Genomic DNA, 21872 nt, shown 5'->3' with positions numbered 1-21872 from the left:
TTTTTTGCGGGAATTGCGTACCTTTGCGCCTCACTTTCAACCAGACGGACGGGTTCCGTCGCTAACCCCTCAGGTTCATGGCAGTTAAAATCCGCCTCGCCCGCCGCGGCCGCAAAAAGGCCGCTCAATTCGACATCGTTGTAGCTGACTCCCGCTCGCCTCGCGACGGCCGTTTCATCGAGAAAATCGGTACCTACAACCCCAACACCAACCCTGCCTCGATCAACTTCGATAGCGAAAAGGCTTTCGATTGGATCATGAAGGGTGCCCAGCCTACCGACACGGTACGGGCCATGCTCTCTTACCGGGGCGTACTGTATCGCAAGCACCTCCAACTGGGTGTAATCAAAGGCGCTATTTCGCAAGATATTGCTGATCAGCGCTTTATCGATTGGAAGGAGCAAAAAGACGCCAAAATCGAAACCAAGCGCAGCTCGTTGGGCACTGCCAAAGAGGAAACGCGTAAGCAACAGCTGGCTGCCGAAACTAAAGTTCGGGAAGCTCGCGCTGAAGCCATCCGCTTGAAGAACACTCCGGCTGCAGCCCCTGCTGCCGAAGAAGGCGAAACTGCCGACGCTGCTACAGCCGACGCTACGACCGAAGAAGCCGGCGCTTAATTTCGCTTCGAAGGTTTGAGGTAAAGAGTTTAGGAGATGTTTCGCTCAGATTTTTTCTGATCGAGCACCTTCTAAACTCTTTCTCGTTTTTCCCTGTATCCTCTCCTGCATTTCCTAAATCATTCTCTTGTCATGACACTCGACGACTGCTATCTGCTCGGCTCCATTGTGAAGCCACACGGCCTGAAAGGCCTTATGGTCGCGTTTCTGGACGTGGATGAGCTGGACACTTACCGCAAGATGAAGTCTGTGTTCTTGGAACTGCCTACTGCTCCAGGCAAGCTAACTTCGTTTGGGGTGGAGCGCGTGCAGCCTCAGACGGACGACAGGGCCTTGCTTAAGCTTCAGGGCATCGACACGATTGAGGCCGCTGAGCCGTTGCGCAATGCGAACCTGTATCGGGCCTTGGAAGAACTGCCGGCTTTGGGCGAAGATCAGTTCTACTTCCACGACGTGATTGGCTATGTGGTTGTGGATGAACAACTTGGCGAGTTGGGCATTGTCGAAGCTTTCTACGAGTTGCCGCAGCAAGATCTGATGGCCATGCGGTACAAGGGCAAGGAAGTACTGATTCCGGTGGTGGACGAACTGATTTCGCACGCTGATGAGGACGAGAAGAAGATCTACGTGAACTTGCCGGAAGGCTTACTCGACATCTACCTCAGCCCTGCTTCCCGCGAGCGCGACGAACCCGACGAGTTCGTTGGCCCCGACGACGAATCTCCGGCTCAAGCATAAGCTTTCATGCGCATCGACATCGTAACGTGCCAGCCCGATTTGTTGATAAGTCCGTTCGCGCATTCTATTGTAAAACGCGCTCAGGACAAAGGCTTGGCCGAGATTCATTTACATGATCTTCGGCGTTTCGCCATCAACAAGCACGGGCAGATTGATGATTACGTCTTTGGTGGCGGCGCCGGCATGGTGTTGCGCGTCGAGCCTATTGCTGCTTGCCTCGATGAGCTACTGGCCGAACGCGCATACGAGGCTGTAATCTACATGACGCCAGATGGCGAAACGCTGCGTCAGCCGCTGATCAATCGGTGGTCATTGGCGCAGAATCTGCTAATCCTCTGTGGTCATTACAAAGGCATCGACGAGCGAATTCGCAAGGCCTACATCACACACGAAATTAGCATCGGCGATTACGTACTAAGTGGCGGCGAACTTGGTGCTGCTGTGCTCGTGGATGCGGTGGTGCGACTGCTGCCGGGCGTACTTGGCAATGAAGAGTCGGCTTTAAGTGATTCCTTTCAGGACAATTTGCTTGCGCCTCCCGTCTATACCAGGCCGGCCGAGTGGCGAGGCGAAAAAGTACCCGATATTCTTCTATCAGGTAATACTCCGCAAATTGAGGTCTGGCGGCACGAGCAGGCCCTAGAGCGTACCCGGCTGCGCCGCCCCGACTTGCTCGGTGAGTAAGCAATATCCCTCACCTTGCAAATTAGTTGAGCGAAAAGACGTGCTATAGCTGCTTGTTTTCAGCAAGCGATTTGTCATCGAAGTCTTCCCTTGATGACTCATTTGAGCAGCGGCGCTTGCAATGTAAAAAACAGACCGCTATATTTGCGCCTCTTTTACCCAGAAACCCCTCGGGCGGCGGCGCCGTCCTTTTTAGTTCTTCCAGCCATGAGCGTATTACTCGATTTTATCCAGCAGGAATCCCAGGAGCGCCGCGCCAGCTTCCCAGCATTCGCCGCCGGCGACACCATCAACGTCCACGTAAAAATCCGCGAGGGCAACAAGGAACGCATTCAGCAGTTCCAAGGCGTGGTGATCCAGCGCAAAAATTCTAATTCAAACGGCGAAACTTTCACCGTGCGTAAAGTATCGAACCAGATCGGTACTGAGCGGATTTTCCCTATGCTGTCGCCAAACATCGACAAGATTGAGGTAATTCGTCGCGGCAAAGTACGTCGTGCTCGTTTGTTTTACCTGCGCGGTCTGTCGGGTAAAGCGGCTCGTATCAAAGAGAAGCGCTAAGCTGCACTCTCTCCGAACAACAAAAAGCCGACCTTCTTGCGAAGGTCGGCTTTTTGTTGTCTAATAAGTTCAACTCTATCAGGCAGTTAGCTCGCCTGGTTTGAATTTTTCAGATCATCCTCGGGTGCAGAACCGGGGCTTTGTATCGCTTTAGCTGCTTTCAGCAGCGCTTCGCCCAAGCTTTCGACGCGGGGCTGAGTGTTGCCAGTCGCGAAGACAGCCGATTTGATGGTGTTTTCCCCTAAGCGACCAAGCAGTTGCCCAATCAGGCGGTTATCGTACGTGCCTGAGCCAAGGTGCGCTTTCAGCTGCTGCAGGTCGATTACAATCTGGTGCAGCTCGGGGTTATCGGCCTCTTTTACGTCTTCGATCCAACGTTGCAAAATATTATCGAGACCGGCTTTGGTGCTTTCCTCCTGCAAATCGCCGGCAAGTAGGCTGGCCGTTGAGTCGAGGTGCACTTGGTGCTGAACATCTGTCTTTTCCATGGGAATATGCGGTTAGTGTTCGGGGTGTGATGAGCTTGAGGTAACGAGTGCCGCCGGACAGGGGTTGTGAGCAGGCAGCTTTTCGGGCCCGAAAACGTACTTTCGCCGCACGATCTTTCTTTTACTCTATTTGGCCTTTATGAAAAAACTACTTGCTGGCTGCTGGCTAGCGGTTTTGCCCCTCGCAACCCTCGCTCAAACCCGCAGCGCTGCCACGCCCTGGCAACAACAAGTCAATTATTCCATTGATGTATCCCTGGACGACCAACAACATGTGTTGACGGGCAAAGAGGAGCTTCAATACACCAACAACTCGCCCAGCAAGCTGACCTTCATCTGGTTTCACCTGTGGCCCAATGCTTACCGTGACAACACTACTGCTTTTGCCAAGCAACAGCTCCGCAACGGCAAGCTCGATTTTCAGTTTGCCAAACCCGATCAGCGCGGCTTCATCGATCAGCTTGATTTTCAAGTAGATGGCCAAACGGCGAAACTGGAGTTTGACCCCAACAATCCGGATATTGCCAAGCTGATATTGCCCAAGCCTTTGGCTGCCGGCGAAAAAGCCACCATCACGACGCCATTTCGGGTGAAGCTGCCGGACTCATTTTCACGGATGGGGCACGTAGGGCAGTCGTATCAGGTTACGCAGTGGTATCCGAAGCCCGCGGTATTCGATCGCAAAGGATGGCACCAGATGCCTTACCTCGACCAAGGCGAATTTTTCTCCGAATATGGCTCTTTTGACGTAAGAATCACATTACCAAGTAATTATACGGTTGGCGCTACGGGTAAGCTGCAAAACCCCGACGAGCAACAACGGCTTGATCAGCTTGCCGCTGCTACTGCGCTGAAAAAAACGCAGCAGGATTTCGGCACCGACCTGTCTTTTCCGGCTTCGGCCAGCGAAACCAAAACCCTGCATTACGTGCAGGATCGGGTGCACGACTTCGCCTGGTTTGCCGATAAGCGCTTCAACGTGCTAAAGAGCGGCGTCACGCTGCCTTCGGGCAAGCAGGTGGCCTCTTGGGCACTTTTCACCAACAGTGGCGCTCAGCGCTGGATTAAAGGCCTGCAAGACGTCAACGACGCCCTCACCTACTACTCGCAATGGGTCGGCGAATATCCTTACTCATCGGCCACGGCCGTGGATGGCGCTTTGAGTGCAGGTTCGGGGATGGAATATCCCATGATCACCGTGACCCAGCCCGATGCCATTGTCCACGAAGTGGGTCACAACTGGTTTTACGGCATTTTGGGTAGCAACGAGCGCGATAATCCGTGGATGGACGAAGGCGTAAACTCCTACGTAGAAGCCCGCGTCGCGGAACGCGACAACCCTTTGGCCGGTCAGTACGAAGGCTTGCTGCGCTCGCCAAAAGCCTCTGCGGCCTTGGGTATCGACGGGCTGGAAGCCAATGCCTTGAATCAGGTGCTGTACCAAGCATCCGCCAGCCGCGGTCTCGACCAACCAGTTGCGGGCGTCGCGTCGGCCGAGTATGGCACGTTCAATTACGCCGACATCGTGTATACCAAAACGGCCATGCTGCTGAAGTACTTGGCGGGCTTTCTGGGGCAGGAAAAGTTCGACAACGCGATGCACGCCTATTACGAGCAGTGGCAGTTCCGCCATCCCTATCCCGAGGATATGCAGGCGGTATTTGAACAGAGCACCGGCCAGCAGCTGGATTGGTTTTTCAAAGACATGCTGGCAACCACCAACCGCTACAACGCAGCCGTATCCGATTTGCTCGTTACCAATTCGCAGGTCAAAGTACTGATCCGTAACGACTCGCCGGCGCCGTTTGCCGTGCCGGTTGCCACGCTCGATGCGCAGGGCAAGGTGCTGGAAACGCAATGGACGCCGCTGCTTGGCCGCTCCGAGACCGACGAAGAAACCCAGCTTGACTTCCGGCGGGAAGGCGTAGCAGCCGTTGTCATCGACCCCATGTATCTGACGCCCCAACTTAACCGTAGCGACGACCGCCGCGCCCTGACCGGCACGTTCCGAGGTGCCCGGCCGCTACGCCTGAAGCCTTTGAGCAGCGTGGAGCGCTGGGACCGTGCCACCATTAACTGGGTGCCGGTACTGGGAGCCAATACCTCTGACAAGTTTATGTTGGGGGCTGCATTTTATAACAGCCCGCTTAACATCAAGCGTATCAGCTACTTGGCTATGCCAATGTATAGCTTCAACCGCAACGAGCTGAACGGCATTGGCATGTTGAACATCAACGTGTTGCCTGCCAGCCTTGCCCGCCAGATCGTAACTGGGGTGCTGGTACAGCGCTTCGAGCGCTACCGGAAGATAGAGCCCAGCATCACGTTTTCGCTGCCCAAATCGGCTTATAACGCGCCGCAGCATATGCTTAAGCTGGCTAATACCTCCATTTATAGCCAAGATGCCAACGAACTCCAGCAAGCCCGCACCACCACCAGCATTCAGACAGTGGAGTACCAGGTGCGGGGCGGTAATGCCTTGCAAACCTGGAATGCGAGCGTAGAGTTTAACCACCTGACACCCAGCCTCTCCGAAGACATTGCATCGCGCGAGGCTAGTTTGCTGCGGGCTTCGGCTACGTATCAGCGGTTCTACTCGCCCAAGAAACGCGTGCAAGTGCGCTTGTTTGGCGGACGCTTTCTACAAAAATCTGATGATCAGCCCTTTATCATTGGCCTAAGCGGTAGCCCTGATTACCGGCGTCAGACGTTCTTCCTAGACCGGCAGCAGATTTCGGATGCCTTCACGGCCCAAACACACCAGACCGACGACCGCGACGGCGCCTTCAAGGCTTATCTGCCTGTGGGTAGCTCACGCTGGCTCAGCACGTTGAATGTACAGGCCGATCTGCCCGTGACGCCCCTATCGGTGTTTGCGGATTTTGGCGCTGCCAAGGAGCGCTTCGTAGTGGCAAATGGCCGCGACCGCTCGCAACGCCTGTTTTACGACGCCGGCTTTGTGTTTCCAGTGTTCAAAAACATCCTGCAATTCTATTTCCCAGTGGCGGGCTCGCAATACGAAAACGGCCTGCCCAGCAGCCGCAAAGATTTCACCGACCGCATTCGCTTTACAGTGCGATTCGATCAGTTGAATCCGTTGCGCATTCTGGACGAACAACTAGGCAAATAGGAGCTTATCTGAACGTATGCACTTTCGTGGATTCGTGTTTGTCGTGCTCAGTAGCCTCGGCGTAATCGGTTGCCGGACCGATTACGCCGAGCTACCCACGTTCTCGCCGGAGAAGAAGCTGTTGCAGGCCGTAATCGAAGTGCCGGCCGGCACCAACAAGGAGCAGGCTTACGACCCCAAAACCAAAGAGTTTAAGCCCGTACAGCGCGCTGGCACCGATCGAATGGTGGAATTCCTCCCCTTCCCCGGCAATTATGGCTTTATTCCGGGAACACGCCTCGAACCTGCTCCGGGAGTTGCAGCCAGGCCGCTTCCTATTTTGGTACTGGCCGAAAGCCAACCCAGCGGTACGGTCATGGATGTACAGCCAGTGGGTCTAGTGCTGCTCGACAACGTAGGCGTGATGGAACAAATCGTATTGGCCGTGCCCGCCCGACCCAGCCAGCGCATTCTGCCTGATATCACTACGTGGGCCGATCTTACGCGCCGTTACCCGGCCGCCAAAGAAGTACTGCGGTTGTGGTTTCAGCACCGCGGCCGCTCCGGCGAGGTGCATATCATGGGCTGGAAAGACGAGAAAGAAGCCGAACGGCGCATCAAAGCCGCTATGCAGTAATCTTACTACCCGAAGCCCAAAAGCAAAAAGCCCCGCCAATACTGGCGGGGCTTTTCTATAAATATCAATTAATCAATAAGTTATCTACTACTCGATCTTGTTCATGCGATCTTTCACAGCTTCCAGAGCCACGCGCATGTTCACAATGTCGGCGCGGGCAGCTTCCTGCTCTTTCAGATTCATGTCGATCTGGTTGTTATACTGAAGCAATTCGGCTGCGTTCTGAGCCAATTGCTGCTGGATCTCCTGCTTCTTTGCTTTGTTTTTCTCGATGTCCTTCTTGATGGCATCCGACTTGGCAATTACGGCCATGTGGTTGTTTTGCGAAGAAACCAGCGCTTTTTCAGCTTCCGCTACCTGGATGGCCAAGTCTTCGCGGTAGAGCTTACGAGCAAAATCCTTCAAGAAGCCCTCGGCCGATTTCCACTGTACGGGCGTAGCGTCTTTGCTCAGGTAGGCGTTGCCAAGGTCGAGCGACCACCAAACGGTCGTACCGGTCGGCGTAGCATCCACTTTGCTGATCACGCGCACCGGCGTTTTGGAGATCTCTTCGATGATGACTCCATCCATGCTGTAAACGCCTTTGTCGGCCTTTACTTTGTTGCCAAACTTTTCGTTGAGGTGCTTCAACCAGGAATCGTCGACGCGCTTGCTGTCCAGCTGGATGGTAACGCGTTGCCCTTTGCGCGGGATGCCTTTAACAGCCATGTCCGTTTCATCAACCGGAGACTTCTGCGCATAGCCAGTCACCGTCAGCACGAACATCAACAGGAGGGAGAGGAGTATGCTTCGTTTCATAAGCAATGAAATGTGTTGGTAAGAAAGTGGTTACAGGTTCAAAAGTGGGGGTCGTTTTTTGTATCCGACTCACCAAATTTAACGACACTCAGCGCATCTCCGACCTCGCAGGATTGTTTTTTTTTAAGATTATATGCTTTTATTTAATAATTCATAAGCTATATAATTTAACTACTAAATTCTCCGGAAACGCTTCCAAAATGTTCTTTATATCAGCCTATTATCGAGGTTGGCCTACCCAAACAAAAGCCTGGGTTACCTGTTAAAACACGACTATGCTAATCACCGTTTGCCGCAAAGAACACTTCAACGCCGCCCACCGTCTGCACAACCCCGCTTGGAGTGAGGAACGAAACCAACAGGTTTTTGGCAAGTGCAATAATCCTCATTACCACGGACATAACTACGAGTTGACGGTCCGGCTACGCGGCCCCATCGACCCGGAGACAGGCTACGTGTACGACCTCAAACGCCTGAGTAACCTCATCAAACGCGAGATTCTGGATACCTTTGATCATCGGAACCTTAACCTGGATACCGAAGAATTTCGCCACCTCAACCCCACGGCCGAAAACATTGCCGTCGTGATCTGGAACCGGCTACGGGCTCATGTAGAGCCTCACCTGGAGCTGTCGGTCACGCTGCACGAGACCGACCGCAATTTTGTAGAATACCATGGATAACCCCGTACCAGCAGCCTCTGCTGCGGACGGCCTCGTCGCCGATGCCCACCTGTCGGCCGACTTGCGCACCCCGCTTCGCTCCGATGCTTTTCATATGCCCGATGAGGCCAAGATCGACGCCATTGCGGGTCACTTCCGGCAGATCATGGACTTGCTCGGCCTTGACCTCAACGACGACAGCCTAAACGGTACGCCCCGGCGCGTGGCCAAAATGTACGTGCAGGAGTGGTTTCGCGGGCTCAATCCCGAGCACCGGCCCGATGTAAAACTGTTCGACAACCGGTATTCTTACCAACAAATGCTCGTGGAGCGCGACATCACGCTGTTTTCGTGCTGCGAACACCACTTTGTGCCGATCATTGGTAAGGCGCACGTTGCGTATCTGCCGGGAGAACACGTAGTTGGTCTTTCCAAACTAAACCGGGTAGTGCAATATTATGCCCGGCGTCCACAGGTGCAAGAACGGCTTACGCGCCAGATTGCCGAGGAACTGAAGAATGCATTGCGCACCGAAGACGTAGCCGTGCTGATCGAAGCCGACCACCTATGCGTGATGAGCCGCGGCGTGAATGACACCAGCAGCGGTACGCTCACCGCCGAATACGGGGGCGCTTTCGCCTCCGACCAAACGCTGCGCAGCGAGTTTCTGCGATTAATTGGGAAGTAACGCTCATCGGAATTTGCCGATTGCTGTTAGCTTGCACTTCCTATCCCACCTAAGCAGCTACCAGCCCAGTAGTTAGCGCTACTGGCCTACACACCATGTCTCGAAAAGTTCTCATCACCGGCGGCACGGGCCTGATTGGCTCCCGCCTTGCCGACATGCTCATCGATGCGGGCTACGAAGTGGCCTTGCTCAGCCGCCAGCCTAACACCGGCCGCTACCGCAGCTTTCGTTGGGATCTTAACAAAGGCACGATCGATGAAGCCGCGGTGCGCTACGCTGATTGCATCATCAACCTAGCCGGGTCCAGCGTGTCGGAAGGCAAATGGACCGACGAGCGCAAGCGCGATATCATGGCCAGCCGCTTGGGCGGCACAAACTTACTGGCCCAGGAGCTAGCCAAAGCCGATCACCACGTAACTGCTTTCATTTCTGCCTCAGCCATAGGCATTTACGGAGACATGGATGACAGGCTGGTAAATGAAGAAACGGCACCAGCGCCCGCCGACGACTTCTTGGCCGACGTGGCGCACCAATGGGAGTTGGCAGCGCAACAAATTGAGCAGTTGGGTATCCGCACCGTCATTGCCCGCATTGGCATTGTGCTCAGCACCGAGGGCGGCGCCCTCCCCCAAATTGCCCGTCCTACCAAACTAGGTGCCGGCGCGCCCCTGGGATCGGGTAAGCAATATATGTCGTGGATTCACCGCGACGACCTCTGCCGTTTGCTGATCCAGATGCTGGAAGAACCTCAGTGGCACGGCGTTTACAACGCCGTCGCGCCTAACCCCATCACTAATAAGGAGTTCACTGAAACATTAGCCGAAGTGCTACACCGGCCATTGGTTTTGCCAAAAGTGCCGGCGTTTGGCCTCAAGCTGATGATGGGCGAAATGAGTGAGATTGTGCTGGCTTCGCAGCGGGTAAGCGCCGAAAAGGTGCTTCGCCAAGGCTTCACATTCGAATACCCGCACTTGAAGCCGGCCCTTGAGGCGCTGTATAAAGAGGAACCCGAATAGCCGTAACCTCTTGGTAGCCAAATAATTATCTTTCTAGCTCACAAGCTATCCGGGACTGCTACAGCGCCGCTGTTTATCCGCTCCAGCAGGTTATCCGTCACGATTGAATCGACGACTTCGGCGCGACGCGGACGGGGTACTTCGGTGTAGCAAACGTACTTTTTGGTGATTTTGACGGGCGATTTGGGAAACGGTCCCATTGTAATGCCGAGCGTTTCGTCGGCGTACAGCTTTTCCATGTAGAGCCCAAACACCGGCAGCGCCATGCGCCCGCCTTCGCCTTGCTGCGAACGGAAAAAGTGAATCGAGCGGTCCTCCCCTCCTACCCACACCCCGGTTACAAGGTCCTTGGTGACGCCCATGTACCAACCATCGGAGTAGTTGGAAGTGGTACCCGTTTTGCCACCAATCTGGTTGTTATTCTTCCAGAGTTTGTAGTCCCAAAGCGCCTGCGATGTACCGCCGGGTTCTTCCATACCGCCGCGCAGCATGTAGGTCATTAGCCAAGCCGTTTCGGGTGAGATGACGCGCTTTTGCTTTGGATCGAACTGCTTGATTACGTTACCGTTACGATCTTCAATGCGCGTTACGAGTAACGGCTCCGTCCGGAAACCATTGTTGGCAAACGTGCTGTAGGCATCAACCATTTCATATACGCTCACGTCGCCGGCCGAGCCCAAGCCGATGCTGGGCACGGGCAAAAGCTTGCTGCGGATGCCAACTTTGTGCGCGTAATCGGCCACTTTGTCCCAGCCCACGAGCTCGGTAAGCTGCGCCGTCACGGAGTTGACGGAGCGGGCCATGGCGTGGCGCAACGTCATGTTGATGCCGGTGTATTCGCGCGTTACGTTGTCGGGCTTCCACTCCATGGGCTGGCCATTTTCGACGTATTTAATGGTCACGCGCTCGTCGCGGATGCGATCGCAGGGCGAATAGCCGTTGTCGAGAGCCGTCAGGTACACGAAGGGCTTGAAGGTGGAGCCCGCCTGGCGTTTGCCCTGCCGCACATGGTCGTACTGGAAGAAGCGGTGGTTAAGCCCTCCTACCCAAGCTTTTATGTAGCCCGTGTACGGGTCCATGGTCATCATGCCCGCGTGCAGGAAGCGCTTGTAGTACGCCAGCGAATCGAGGGGCGACAGAACCAAAGTTGTATCGCCGTCGCCCTTCCACGTAAACACCTTCATGGGGTGCTTGGCGTGCAGGGCCGAATCGAGGCGGGCTGGCTGGCCCTTGTAGCGCTCCGCCAGTTCTTTATACTGCTCGGTACGCTTGATCTGGGTTTCGATAAAGTCGGGGATTTCCTTGCCGTCTTCATCAATCCAAGGCTTGGTGCCGCGGTTACGCACCGACGCGTCAAACTCTTGCTGTAGCCGTTTCATACGCTGCTGCACCGATTCTTCGGCGTACTGCTGCATCCGCGAGTCGATGCTGGTATAGATTTTCAGGCCGTCGCGGTACATGTCATAGCCGTTGCGCTCACACCAGTCGTTTACGAAAGAGCTAATGGCCCCGCGGAAATACGTATCCGGTCCATCGACGTGCTTCTCGACTTGGTAACGAAGCGCGATGGGCATTTTCTGCAAAGAATCTACTGCCTTCGCTTTCAGAACGTTAGCTTGCCCCATCCGTTCGAGTACCACATTCCGGCGTTTCAGGGCCGCTTCCGGATGAAAGCGCGGATTGAAAGCCGTAGGATTGTTAAGCACGCCAATGAGCATGGCAGCTTCTTCGGGCTTGAGGCTATCGGGCGAGGTGCTGAAAAACGTCTTGGCCGCTACCTTAATGCCGAATGCGTTGGAGCCGTACTCGACGGTGTTGAGATACATCCGCAGAATTTCCTCCTTGGTGTAGCGACGCTCTAGTTCCACGGCCGTGAGCCACTCTTTGGTTTTGCTCACGATCACATTTACCAGCGGAATGTGGCCCAGTACGCCGCGGTCGCCGCGGCGGGTTTTGTAGAGGTTTTTGGCCAGCTGCTGCGTGATGGTGCTGCCCCCGCGCTTTTCACCGCGAGCCGTGTAGTAAAATGTTGCTAATAAGGCAGTTGGGTCGATGCCAGCATGCTTATAATAGCGCACGTCCTCGGTAGCGATGAGCGCTTTGATTAGCAGCGGCGACATTTTGCTGAGCGCCACCGGCGAGCGGTTTTCGCGGAAATACTTGCCAATCAGGACGCCGTCGGAAGTGTATACTTCGGAAGCCTGCTCCACTTTGGGATTTTCCAGCTCGTCGAGGCCCGGCGACTTGCCGAACAGGAACAAAAAGTTGGTGCTTACCAAAATGGGGTACAGCAAAAATATTCCCACACCAATGGCAAAGACGCCCCACATGGCACGCGTCAGAATGTTGGGCCAGCGGCGCCGTGGACGGGGCGCGTCGTTTGGTTGAGGCGTTTTGGGAGCGGACATTCGGAGCGCGTTGGGACCAAACCCGGCCAGCGGTGCTGGCTACGGAGCCGCAAATATACCAGTTAGGCGCGGCCCGGCGGCTATAAACACTTAATACGCTTGTATTCAGCTACAATCTCCCGCGATCAGGACCGAAAAGGATGCTCAAAAATACCTACCAAAGCCGCATTTGTTATGCTGGAACCACGATAGCTCAACCGTACGGCAAAGCCCTTTTATAGCACTTGCAACCACGCCACTACTGCCATAATCAAGCAGCCCAGTGCCAGCAACGCCGCACCCATAAGCAGTGGCAATAGTCCGATTTGCAACAGCGCCTTCATCCATCTGGGTCCTGGATGCCCCGCAAGCCATCTCCACGCGATGGACATGCCTTGCGGGATGAGGCAGCCGAGCGTAGTTATCAACAGAGCCTCGAGCACGGGCGAGGCGCCGGGCGTATGCGGCCAGATTTCCTGCCTCCACAGCAGGTTCAGGCTTACGAACAACAGCGCGGCCGCCGTCCAGAGAAACATGGGCGGAATGACGGGCAAAGGCAGCAGCAACTTAAAAAGGAAACGTCTCATTTTCTGTGAGATAGATCTCAATGGAGTGCGTATTCGCTTAGTGAAGTAACAGACGCGGTGCCTCAACCGAACGGTAATCAAGGCACCGCACCTGAAGGATTAGACACGAATATGACTTTTATATATAAATAATTGATTATCAATATTTTATAAACACAATATGTACACAATTCTACTGCCAACTGATTGGCACATATTCCGGCCCTTGGGCGCTCCACAACAACGCCACCCACACAAAAGCCGCGAGCAATAAGCTCAGCAACACTCCGGCTGTGGGCAAAACGCCACTCAACAGCCGCTGGATTCGTTCGGAGGAAGTGGCGGCGTGTTGCTGCCAACCGAGTAGCGCACCCAACGCGAGCAACACGCCTACCGTGAGCACCAGCAGCAATACTGTGGCGCTGACTTTTACTAACATGAGCATAGTTTTAGCGACGTTTGAGTTGTTGATAAGCCTGATAATCAGCGTAATTCCAGCTTTGCCAATCGTACAGACGGTGGGCTTCGTAATGGCGAACCCATTCGGCAACGGTGGCGTCGAGCCGGGTCTGGGCCTGCTCAGGCTCTAAGGGGATAAAGCCATTGTAGCCGTCTTCGAAGGTGAGTTTGGGCACTTTGTTGAGCACAGCGCGGCGCTCCACCACTTCGGGCAACACGCGGCCGGGCATGTCGAGAAGGAAGCCAATATCGACGCAGGCAAAGCGGTTTTGCAGGTTGTAGCGCGCAATCCAGATTTCCCAGTTGCCGCTGCCCAGCAGAAGCAACACCGCGTAAGCGGCTAGCGCATTCAGGCGCACCAGCGCGTACGCCGACCGTTGTTGCCAGATCTTGAACAAGATGGTCGCGAGCCCGAAAAGAGTTAGTAGCAGGAAGCCGTACACGCCGATGCGCTTGTAAGCCAGCCCCGTATGGAGAATGTAATAGTAGTTTCGCAGCCCCACCGAAATGGCCAGCACCGCATTCTGCACCACCCAAACAGTGGCCCCGATGCGCAACGTACGCAAGCCCGGATGGTAGAAATTGAGGTTGCGGCGGAAAAACCACAGCACAATGGCCATGGCTACCAAGATGCTCAGAATGAGCACGTACGTGCCTTCGTGCACAAACTGCGTCAGGTCGAAGCTGGGGGCGGGTTGAAAGCCAAACCAGATCCAGTTGATGTCGATGGCGTTGACCATGAGCAGCAACCCATTGACCAAAGCCAGCACGGCCAGCGCCATCAGGTATTCTTTGCGCAGGTCGAGGGGGCGAAACGAACGAGTGCGAAAATCGGGCTGGCGCACGGCGAAGGAAGCCACCCGGTTGCGCTGCCGCCGCACAAACTCTCCGAAGCGCGATTCGTGGTCGGCGAAGAGGTGAACGGGCACTACGACCAGCGCCCCCGCCGTAAGCACCAAGCCCAGTAGGCAGAACAGCAGCTCCGGCACCGAGATGTGCACAAAAATCTCGCTTAGCCAATCCGAGAGCATTTGCAACGCCCTCGCTGACAAGGCATTGTATTTGGGATTGGCTAGCGAGAACAACACATGGAACAGCCCCAACACCAACACCGGCAGCACCAATAGCCGCCCATAAAACCACGTCCGCGCTGCCTTGGAGCCTACATTCTGCGGCGGACGCAGGTACGACAGCACCCCCGGCACCGCATGCCCCAGATTGGCAATGGCCGTGAGCAGCGCATACACGACCAGCTTCAAGTGCGGCTGGTTGACGTAGCCCAACAGAATAACTAGCGAAGCTACGCACGCTAGTTGGGCCGCGCCGGAGGCATACACTACCACCATCACGGCGCTCAGTACCGTGCCGCTCAGCGCAAACCAGAAGTAGCCAGAACGCCACACCGCGGCGTGCAGCGGCTGCCCCGCTAGCACGCCCCCTACCACAAACAACGTGTACAACGCCAAATTGAGGCCCGCCGCATGTTCCCAGAACAACACGTCAAACGCTATCGCCCCGATTGGGAGCAGGAGTTTTTGCAGCGTTGTGAGCGAAATGCGCGGAGCCACGGCGCGCTGTGCAGTTCTTTCAATTGTGATGGGCAGCTGAATATCAGTGTTCATATCTTATTGATTTATTGTTATTTATGGAAGATCGTATTCAACCAACATCACTTTCATATTTCAAAAGAACTTTGTGTTTCAAAGTGAAAACACAAAAAAATTTAGTTATTCCCTTTCAGCAATTTTTCGAGCGCGTTTAGATGCTCCTGAAAAGCCTGTTTGCCTTCTTTGGAGGCGGTATAAGTTGTGTTCGGTTTCTTGCCAACAAACTGCTTGCTAACGTCCACATAACCAACTTTTTCGAGGGCCGAAACGTGGCTGGCCAAGTTGCCGTCGGTGAGGTCGAGGGCTTCTTTGAGCTCGTTGAAGCTTACCGCATCGTTGGCCATAAGCACCGCCATCACGCCGAGTCGGACGCGGTTGTCAAAAGCTTTGTTGAGGGTATGAATTACGTGCTTCACAGCGATTGAGGGGCGCGCTCGTAGCGATTGTACATAAGAAGCCCGTAGCCAATGTGGCCCAAGCCGAAACCGAGCGCAAAGAACAGTAATCCTAAGCCGGGCACCAAGCTTGCCACCAAGCCCAAGGCTATTTCCGTCAGGCCCAGCAACCGGATTTCGTCGAGTGTGTATTTGCTGCCGTTGAGAAGCGCCAAGCCATAAAACAGCAGCATAGCGGGCACCACCAAGCCCGCCGCGCCGTGCATATACAGTTGAAGGCAAAACAGCCCCCCCGCCACCAGCGGAATGGCTAAGCTAAGTGCCAAACGTCGCCCCAAGGCGCTCCACAAAGGCGCGCCTTCCTGCTTGGCCCGGCGGCGCGTAAAATAAATTGCCACTCCCAAAGCTACTACGATGACCGCAGCGGCCAATCCCAGCAGAAACGGCAACGTCGCGATACGGTCTTGCTGCGCGCCTTCCAACAGGCGCACGTAGCCGCCTTCGCCGTACTGCGTGCGCAAACGCCAATACCCCACTGCGGCACCGGCCAAAGCCACTATCCCCGCTCCTACTCCTGACAGGCCGCTGAGCGAGATGAAACGGGAAGACCGCTCCATGATGGCGCGGATCTCGGTGAGTTGAGCTAAAGGATCGGTGGCTGGCTTCATCTGCTTAAAAGCACTTTGTGCTGCAAAGCTGTAAAAGTTTTGCAGTGCGTGCAAGCATTTGCTTCCTCTATTTTCATTAGTGCTCAGAATTTTACTTCTTTAAAGTTCGCAAAACATGGGGTAATCGCTTGATTCACTGATACTTCATATTCAACAGATACACTTGCTGAATTTCAGTGCCTGGCTTCCCAGATATCGCTGATTTTGGGTGTCTGGAGCGCACTACGGCCATCCGAATAGCCAGCCGGGCCGTAGTAGATGCGCTCGCTGTTCCGCCCTCTCGAAATCGACTTATGCCTATGCGCTTCCGTGCCCAACTATTCGAATTCGAAGATTTGCCGTGGTTTCCAACTGTCATCCGCGCGGGCATGATGGACTACCTGCGCTTCATGATCAGTAACCTGGACATTTACGAGCCCGTTGTGCCGCTGCTGCACAAGGCCCTACAACAGACTGATCAACAACGCATTATCGAGTTAGGCGCCGGCGCGGGGGGCGGCACCGAGGAAGTGGTAAAAGACCTTCGCAGGCTGCCGGGCATGGCGAAGGTGCGCGTGACCCTAACCGACCTGTATCCGCAGCCCGCCGCCTGGCAGGACATTCGTCATCGCACTTGGGGCATCATCGGCTACGAGCCGACGCCCGTTAATGCGCTGGCGGTGCCAGAGTCGCTTACCGGCTTTCGAACCATCTTTTCGGCCTTTCACCATTTTGAGCCCGCAGCAGCCGAAGCCATGCTCTCCGATGCGGTGCGCAAACGGGCCGGTTTTGGGGCGTTTGAAGGCGCCGGCAAGCACTGGCACGAAATCCTGCTGGCCTGGACGGTGCTGCCGGTGCTGCAATTGCTGGCGACGCCATTTATGAAGCCCTTTCGGCTGAGTCGACTGTTCTTTACCTACATCATCCCGCTCATTCCGCTGTGCACGATCTGGGACGGCACCGTATCCATTCTGCGGATGTATTCGCCGGAGCAGTTACTGGCCTTGGCTCGCCGGGCCGACCCGGAGCAGACGTTTCAGTGGCAAACCGGCAAAGTGCGGCACTGGACGGGCTCGCAGGTAACTTATCTGGTGGGCTGGCCAAAATAGCAAGGTCTGCGTAACTCGCTTTGCGCGCGCGCCGTTAGGCCAATTCGTTCCGTACCTTGCCCGCCAACGCCGGGCGCGGGCGACGCGCCTTCCTGCTTGCTTATGATCCTTTCCGGCTATCGTCGCGCGCTGCCCCTGTTGCGCATTCCTTTTTCGGTGTACCTGATGCCGATCTTCTGGTTTGGCCTGAGTGCTGTGCGCGAGCCGCTGCATGTGGGCCGGGTGGTGGGCGTATTTGTGGTGTTGCACCTGCTGGCGTACCCCGCTTCCAACGGTTATAACTCCTATTACGACCGCGATGAAGGCAGCATTGGCGGCCTGCGCCGACCGCCCAAGGTATCGCAAGAATTGCTACACTTGGTGTGGGTGTTCGATGCGCTGGCAATTGTGGGGGCGTGGTGGCTTTCGCCGCTTTTCGCGGCGATGGTGGCGGTGTATTTGCTGGTTTCGAAAGCCTACAGCTACGAAGGCATCCGGTTGAAGAAATACCCGCTCCTGAGCACCGTGGTTGTGGTGATATTTCAGGGCGCTTTCACATTTGTCATGACGCAGATTGGGGCCGGCGTGCGGCTTACCGAAGTGCTGTCCACCGATAATCTGCTCTTGGCTTTGGTGAGCACGCTGTTTCTGTGCGGCTCCTACCCTCTTACGCAAGTATATCAGCATCAAGAAGATAGAAAACGCGGCGATCGTACTCTGAGCTTGGTATTGGGCATTCGTGGCACGTTTGTATTTGCGGCCGTAGGACTATTGTTTGGGGCTGCGTTGCTGGCAATAGTGTACACTTTCCGAGACGAGCTGCGCAACCTGCTGATCTTTCTGGTCGCTACCGGGCCGATCACGCTGCTGTTTGGGCGGTGGGCCATGCAGGCGTGGCACGACCCGGCCGCCGCTGATTTTGACCATACCATGCGCATGAATCAAGTATCGTCGCTGTGCCTAAGCGCCGCTTTTATTGCCATGCTGGTGTGGCAGCACGGATATTTGTAAGCGGGACTGTCACCGTTCGCTTTCCCAACGACAACCAAGGTACTTACGTAGGAAACAGGTCGTACCCAACTTGTTAGCGTATGCGCTTTCTTCGGTTTTTTCCGCTGTTACTTCTGCCAATTGCTTGCTCTAATCCTAAAGCAACCCGGACGCAGGAACCCGCCTTGGCCAGCGACACGGCTGCAGCCGAGCCTCTCGATACGGCGCGCGCCGCCAAAGTCACGGCCCAATCGGACACGCTGAAGGTGGTGCGGCGTCGGCATCCGTTTTCGTCTCCGTCCGTGCCCGACTTGTTTATGTTGGCGTTGCGCGGGCCTAACCTGCTCAGCGGCGAAGCTACCTTCACGATTACCGACGCCGGCGGCCAAGTCATTTTTCGCGAAGTGCTGACCGCCGCCGATTTAGAAGCCGCCTTGGTCTATGAAATGAAAGGCAACACCGCCAGCCAAGCCGAGCGCGAAGCCTTTGTCCGCCGGCGCATGGACGAGTTTTTTGCGGATAAAAACTTCCATCGACCGGCTCTCACCGCTAAGGATACATACCCCGGCGGTTCGCTCGACCGCACCACCTGGGATGATCTGCAACGTCGCCCCGACGCCATCGGCTTCGACTATTTGGTGGGCAAGGAAGATCGCCGCCGCATTGCTTGGTCGCCGCTTAAGAAGCAGGTCATCAAGCTCCATAGTTCGGGCGGCTAAAATCGGTATATTTATAATAAATTGATTATCAATTACTTATAAATACGGCCTAAAACCCATTTTCCGAGTAAGATTGGCGTAATGCGGCTCGCAAACCGCTGGCAAAAGTATCGTAGGGCTGAAAGCCGCGCGCCAGCACATAGCCTTGTTCGCCCACACGCAAAACGGCAGTCGGGAAGCCCTGCACGCCAATCCGGGCGACGGCAGCAAATTCCTGGCGGGTGGCTGCGGCCGCTTCGGGGGCCTCAAAGCGACGGCCAAACTCGGCTACGTCTAAGCCATACGGTTTCAATAGCGTTTCGTACGTAGCACGCAGGTTAAGGTCTTTCCCATCCCGAAACAGCGCCTGTTGAATAGCGTGCGCAAAATCAACGGTGCGGCCCTCGGTGTCGAGCTGGCGAAAAACGGTAAGCGCGCGGCAAGGGGGCTCCGAGTTCTGCACGTAGCTTCCCTCCTCTCCCAGCGCACGATACGGGTCGCCAAACGTGGCGCCGGTAACCGCTTCCACGTTTCGCAGAGCACCGCCAATGTAGTCCCACATTTCCCGAAGAGGCCCTACCTGCTCCCCCACGACCATACCGCCATTCAGCACCGACACGTCGAGCCGATCGTGGTATTCGTCGCGAATGCGTTGGATTACGGGCATCATGCCGTAGCACCAGCCGCAGAGCGGATCGTAGATGTAAAGGATTTCGGGGCGATCGGAAGAGGCAAGTTGCATAGACGCAAAAACCAGAAGCTGGCAGGATGGTTTGAATTTTAACTGTACAGTTGCAGTAACAGCTGAACATTAAAAAGGCCACTTGGATATTCCCAAGTGGCCTTTTTTAACGGATTACAAACGCTTAGCCGTTCATCGACACCAAGAACTCGCTGTTGCTCTGCGTGCCTTTCATGCGGTCTTTGAGGAATTCCATGGCCTCAGTAGCCGTCATGTCGGACATAAACTTGCGCAACACCCAGATACGGTTGAGCTCGTCTTTGCCCATGAGCAAGTCTTCGCGGCGAGTACCGGAAGCCGGTACGTCGATGGCCGGGAACACGCGCTTGTTGGCCAGCTTGCGATCGAGCTGCAATTCCATGTTGCCAGTGCCTTTGAATTCTTCAAAGATCACTTCATCCATCTTGGAACCGGTTTCGATCAGAGCCGTAGCGATAATGGTCAGAGAACCACCGTTTTCCACGTTACGTGCAGCTCCGAAGAAGCGCTTTGGCTTGTGCAGCGCGTTGGCATCCACACCACCCGACAGGATTTTGCCGGAAGCGGGCTGTACCGTGTTGTAAGCCCGCGCCAAGCGCGTAATGGAGTCGAGCAGAATGACCACGTCATGGCCGCATTCTACCAAACGCTTGGCTTTGTCCAACGCAATGCTGGCGATTTTGACATGGCGGTCGGCCGTTTCGTCGAAGGTAGAGCTTAGCACCTCGGCTTTTACCGAACGCGCCATGTCCGTTACTTCTTCCGGGCGTTCGTCGATCAACAAGATGATCAGGTAAACTTCCGGGTGGTTTTCAGAAATGGCGTTGGCAATTTCCTGCAACAGCACCGTCTTACCCGTTTTAGGCTGGGCCACGATCAGGCCACGCTGACCTTTGCCAATCGGAGCAAACAAGTCTAAGATGCGTGTACTGAGCAAGTTAGGCTTGGTAGTCAGCTTGAGGCGCTCTTCCGCAAACAGCGGCGTAAGATTGTTGAACGGGATGCGATCGCGGGCTTCTTCCACCGTGCGGCCGTTGATGCCTTCTACGCTGATCAGCGCGAAGTATTTTTCGCCCTCACGCGGTGGCCGAATCGTGCATTTTACGGTGTCACCAGCTTTTAAAGCATACTGCTTTACTTGCTGCGGCGCCACGTAAATGTCGTCGGGCGACGAGAGATAGTTATAGAATGGCGAACGCAAGAAACCGTAGCCACCATCCGGCATCAATTCCAGGGTGCCTTCGCTCTGAATGCTGATTTCGAAATCGTTGCGCGGGCGTTGGGCCTGCTGATCGTTCTGACGAGGCTCAGCGCCTTGCCGTGGCTCCCGGGGTTCGCGCGGCTCGCCTTGGCGCTGCTGACGCTGCTGTTCGCGGGCTGCAAAGCGGTCGTCGCGGCGCTGGTCGCGGTCACGAGGCTGATCGCGCAACGGACGCGCCTCCCGTGGTTGATCGTTGCGGTACTCACGGCCTTCGCGTACGCCCTCGGCGCGCTGTTCACGGTTTTCGCGGAATTCCCGCGGCTGGTCGCCCCGGTTTTCGCGGGGTTCGCGGCTTTCACGCGGCTCACGCACAAAAGCGGTAGGCGCAGTTTCGGGGCGAGCTTCGCGGGGCGCTGGCATTGCAACAACGGCTTCTGCGGGAGCCGCCAGAACTGGCGCTTCTACCACGGCAGCAGCGACGGCTGGAGTACTTGCAGCGCCATTTTCATGGCCGTTGACAGCAATTGGCTGTCCATCAGGGGCATTGCGTGGGCGTTCCCCATTGCGGCTGCGGCGCTCAGGGCGCTGATATAATCTTACCGGACGATCGGTAGCAGCGCCGTTTTCGGTAGGTGCCGGGGTAACCGCTTCGGCCGGCACTTCAGCGATGACTGGGGCAGGTTCTGGCGTCGGAGCGGGCGTCGCTTCCGCAACGGCGGCTTCTGGCGCGGACGCCGGCTGAGAGGTAGGTGCGGCAGCGCGGCGGTTTTCGCGCGGTGCGGCACTCTGGCGGCCATTGGCTCGGGGTGCAGGGGCCGCCCGCACAACGGCTGGAGCTGCTACGGCTTCGTCCGTTGTAGGCTCGTCTTCGCCTTTGGCAGCGCCGGGCTTAAGTGTTTTCTTCGGCAGTTTGTCGGCCGGGGTAATTGCTTGCTGATCAAGGATCTTATAAATCAGATCTTGCTTGCTTAGTTTCTTGAAGTTACCGACGTTAAGTACTTCTGCAATTTCCTTTAACTCAGAAAGCAGACGGTCCTTCAATTCATCAATAGTGTACATATAGGGAGTGGGAAGAGAAATCGGGGTAAGGGGCCGGAGGCGGCGTAACAAAAGCC

Annotated in this window: 22 protein-coding genes; 12 read left to right on the top strand and 10 right to left on the bottom strand. The window is 55.6% G+C overall.

Annotated elements, in window-relative coordinates; all coding sequences use genetic code 11:
* Positions 1–77: 77 nt before the first annotated feature.
* From FHG12_RS13035 to rplS, 4 genes are all read left to right on the top strand, one after another.
* Positions 78–617: a 30S ribosomal protein S16 gene (locus FHG12_RS13035; RefSeq protein WP_139516145.1), complete on the top strand. Its 540-nt coding sequence runs from the start codon at positions 78–80 to the stop codon at positions 615–617.
* A gap of 132 nt (positions 618–749) precedes the next feature.
* Positions 750–1355 carry a ribosome maturation factor RimM gene (rimM, locus tag FHG12_RS13030; RefSeq protein WP_139516144.1) on the top strand — a complete coding sequence of 202 codons (606 nt, stop codon included), beginning with the start codon at positions 750–752 and terminating at the stop codon, positions 1353–1355.
* A gap of 6 nt (positions 1356–1361) precedes the next feature.
* The gene (trmD, locus tag FHG12_RS13025) at positions 1362–2039 is read left to right on the top strand and encodes a tRNA (guanosine(37)-N1)-methyltransferase TrmD (RefSeq protein ID WP_139516143.1); all 678 of its coding nucleotides are present in this window, start codon (positions 1362–1364) and stop codon (positions 2037–2039) included.
* A gap of 207 nt (positions 2040–2246) precedes the next feature.
* Complete coding sequence (rplS, locus tag FHG12_RS13020) at positions 2247–2600, top strand: 50S ribosomal protein L19 (protein ID WP_139516142.1); 354 nt, start codon at positions 2247–2249, stop codon at positions 2598–2600.
* 86 nt (positions 2601–2686) lie between these two features.
* Here the strand turns inward: rplS and FHG12_RS13015 are convergent, their stop codons facing one another.
* Positions 2687–3088 (bottom strand): hypothetical protein, encoded by a 402-nt coding sequence (locus FHG12_RS13015; protein ID WP_139516141.1) that lies wholly within the window; start codon positions 3086–3088, stop codon positions 2687–2689.
* 139 nt (positions 3089–3227) lie between these two features.
* Here FHG12_RS13015 and FHG12_RS13010 point away from each other — a divergent pair, with 139 nt between their 5' ends.
* Together FHG12_RS13010 and FHG12_RS13005 are read left to right on the top strand one after the other, a co-directional pair.
* On the top strand, positions 3228–6218 hold the full coding sequence (locus tag FHG12_RS13010) for a M1 family metallopeptidase (RefSeq protein WP_139516140.1): 2991 nt from the start codon (positions 3228–3230) through the stop codon (positions 6216–6218).
* Positions 6219–6234: 16 nt separating this feature from the next.
* A complete protein-coding gene (locus tag FHG12_RS13005) occupies positions 6235–6834 on the top strand; it encodes an inorganic diphosphatase (protein ID WP_139516139.1) in 600 nt (199 codons plus the stop codon).
* 87 nt (positions 6835–6921) lie between these two features.
* Here the strand turns inward: FHG12_RS13005 and FHG12_RS13000 are convergent, their stop codons facing one another.
* Entirely contained in the window at positions 6922–7632 is a 711-nt protein-coding gene (locus FHG12_RS13000) for a DNA repair ATPase (RefSeq protein WP_139516138.1), read from the bottom strand.
* 275 nt (positions 7633–7907) lie between these two features.
* On the opposite strand from FHG12_RS13000, the gene FHG12_RS12995 reads away from it, so the two are divergent.
* The 3 genes from FHG12_RS12995 to FHG12_RS12985 all read left to right on the top strand — a co-directional run bounded on the left by FHG12_RS12995 (position 7908) and on the right by FHG12_RS12985 (position 9998).
* The gene (locus FHG12_RS12995; RefSeq protein WP_139516137.1) at positions 7908–8315 is read left to right on the top strand and encodes a 6-pyruvoyl trahydropterin synthase family protein; all 408 of its coding nucleotides are present in this window, start codon (positions 7908–7910) and stop codon (positions 8313–8315) included.
* The gene (gene folE / locus FHG12_RS12990; protein WP_139516136.1) at positions 8308–8982 is read left to right on the top strand and encodes a GTP cyclohydrolase I FolE; all 675 of its coding nucleotides are present in this window, start codon (positions 8308–8310) and stop codon (positions 8980–8982) included. The genes FHG12_RS12995 and folE overlap by 8 nt, the downstream gene beginning before the upstream one ends.
* 95 nt (positions 8983–9077) lie before the next feature.
* Positions 9078–9998 carry a TIGR01777 family oxidoreductase gene (locus tag FHG12_RS12985; RefSeq protein ID WP_139516135.1) on the top strand — a complete coding sequence of 307 codons (921 nt, stop codon included), beginning with the start codon at positions 9078–9080 and terminating at the stop codon, positions 9996–9998.
* Between the two features lie 38 nt (positions 9999–10036).
* On the opposite strand, the gene FHG12_RS12980 is transcribed toward FHG12_RS12985, so the two are convergent.
* The 6 genes from FHG12_RS12980 to FHG12_RS12955 form a co-directional block, all read right to left on the bottom strand.
* Positions 10037–12406 (bottom strand): transglycosylase domain-containing protein, encoded by a 2370-nt coding sequence (locus tag FHG12_RS12980; RefSeq protein ID WP_230471113.1) that lies wholly within the window; start codon positions 12404–12406, stop codon positions 10037–10039.
* Between the two features lie 215 nt (positions 12407–12621).
* Positions 12622–12972 (bottom strand): hypothetical protein, encoded by a 351-nt coding sequence (locus FHG12_RS12975; protein ID WP_139516134.1) that lies wholly within the window; start codon positions 12970–12972, stop codon positions 12622–12624.
* A gap of 172 nt (positions 12973–13144) precedes the next feature.
* Positions 13145–13390 (bottom strand): hypothetical protein, encoded by a 246-nt coding sequence (locus tag FHG12_RS12970; protein WP_165699393.1) that lies wholly within the window; start codon positions 13388–13390, stop codon positions 13145–13147.
* A gap of 10 nt (positions 13391–13400) precedes the next feature.
* Positions 13401–15032 carry a DUF4153 domain-containing protein gene (locus FHG12_RS12965; RefSeq protein ID WP_139516132.1) on the bottom strand — a complete coding sequence of 544 codons (1632 nt, stop codon included), beginning with the start codon at positions 15030–15032 and terminating at the stop codon, positions 13401–13403.
* A gap of 101 nt (positions 15033–15133) precedes the next feature.
* The gene (locus FHG12_RS12960; RefSeq protein WP_139516131.1) at positions 15134–15433 is read right to left on the bottom strand and encodes a winged helix-turn-helix domain-containing protein; all 300 of its coding nucleotides are present in this window, start codon (positions 15431–15433) and stop codon (positions 15134–15136) included.
* Positions 15430–16080: a hypothetical protein gene (locus FHG12_RS12955; RefSeq protein ID WP_139516130.1), complete on the bottom strand. Its 651-nt coding sequence runs from the start codon at positions 16078–16080 to the stop codon at positions 15430–15432. Before FHG12_RS12955 ends, FHG12_RS12960 begins: the two co-directional genes overlap by 4 nt.
* A 176-nt stretch (positions 16081–16256) precedes the next feature.
* Between FHG12_RS12955 and FHG12_RS12950 the strand changes: the two genes are divergently transcribed.
* From FHG12_RS12950 to FHG12_RS12940, 3 genes are all read left to right on the top strand, one after another.
* Positions 16257–17168: a class I SAM-dependent methyltransferase gene (locus FHG12_RS12950; protein ID WP_139516129.1), complete on the top strand. Its 912-nt coding sequence runs from the start codon at positions 16257–16259 to the stop codon at positions 17166–17168.
* Positions 17169–17270: 102 nt separating this feature from the next.
* Complete coding sequence (locus tag FHG12_RS12945; protein ID WP_139516128.1) at positions 17271–18158, top strand: UbiA family prenyltransferase; 888 nt, start codon at positions 17271–17273, stop codon at positions 18156–18158.
* An 80-nt stretch (positions 18159–18238) separates the two neighbouring features.
* Positions 18239–18856, top strand: coding sequence for a hypothetical protein (locus tag FHG12_RS12940; protein WP_139516127.1), 618 nt, complete (start codon positions 18239–18241; stop codon positions 18854–18856).
* A 49-nt stretch (positions 18857–18905) separates the two neighbouring features.
* Here the strand turns inward: FHG12_RS12940 and FHG12_RS12935 are convergent, their stop codons facing one another.
* Positions 18906–19577: a DsbA family protein gene (locus FHG12_RS12935; RefSeq protein WP_139516126.1), complete on the bottom strand. Its 672-nt coding sequence runs from the start codon at positions 19575–19577 to the stop codon at positions 18906–18908.
* A 124-nt stretch (positions 19578–19701) separates the two neighbouring features.
* Positions 19702–21816 (bottom strand): transcription termination factor Rho, encoded by a 2115-nt coding sequence (gene rho, locus FHG12_RS12930; protein WP_139516125.1) that lies wholly within the window; start codon positions 21814–21816, stop codon positions 19702–19704.
* Positions 21817–21872: the final 56 nt, after the last annotated feature.

This window comes from Hymenobacter jejuensis, assembly GCF_006337165.1.
Classification (GTDB): domain Bacteria; phylum Bacteroidota; class Bacteroidia; order Cytophagales; family Hymenobacteraceae; genus Hymenobacter; species Hymenobacter jejuensis.
This window is presented reverse-complemented; position numbering and strand designations above follow the sequence as displayed.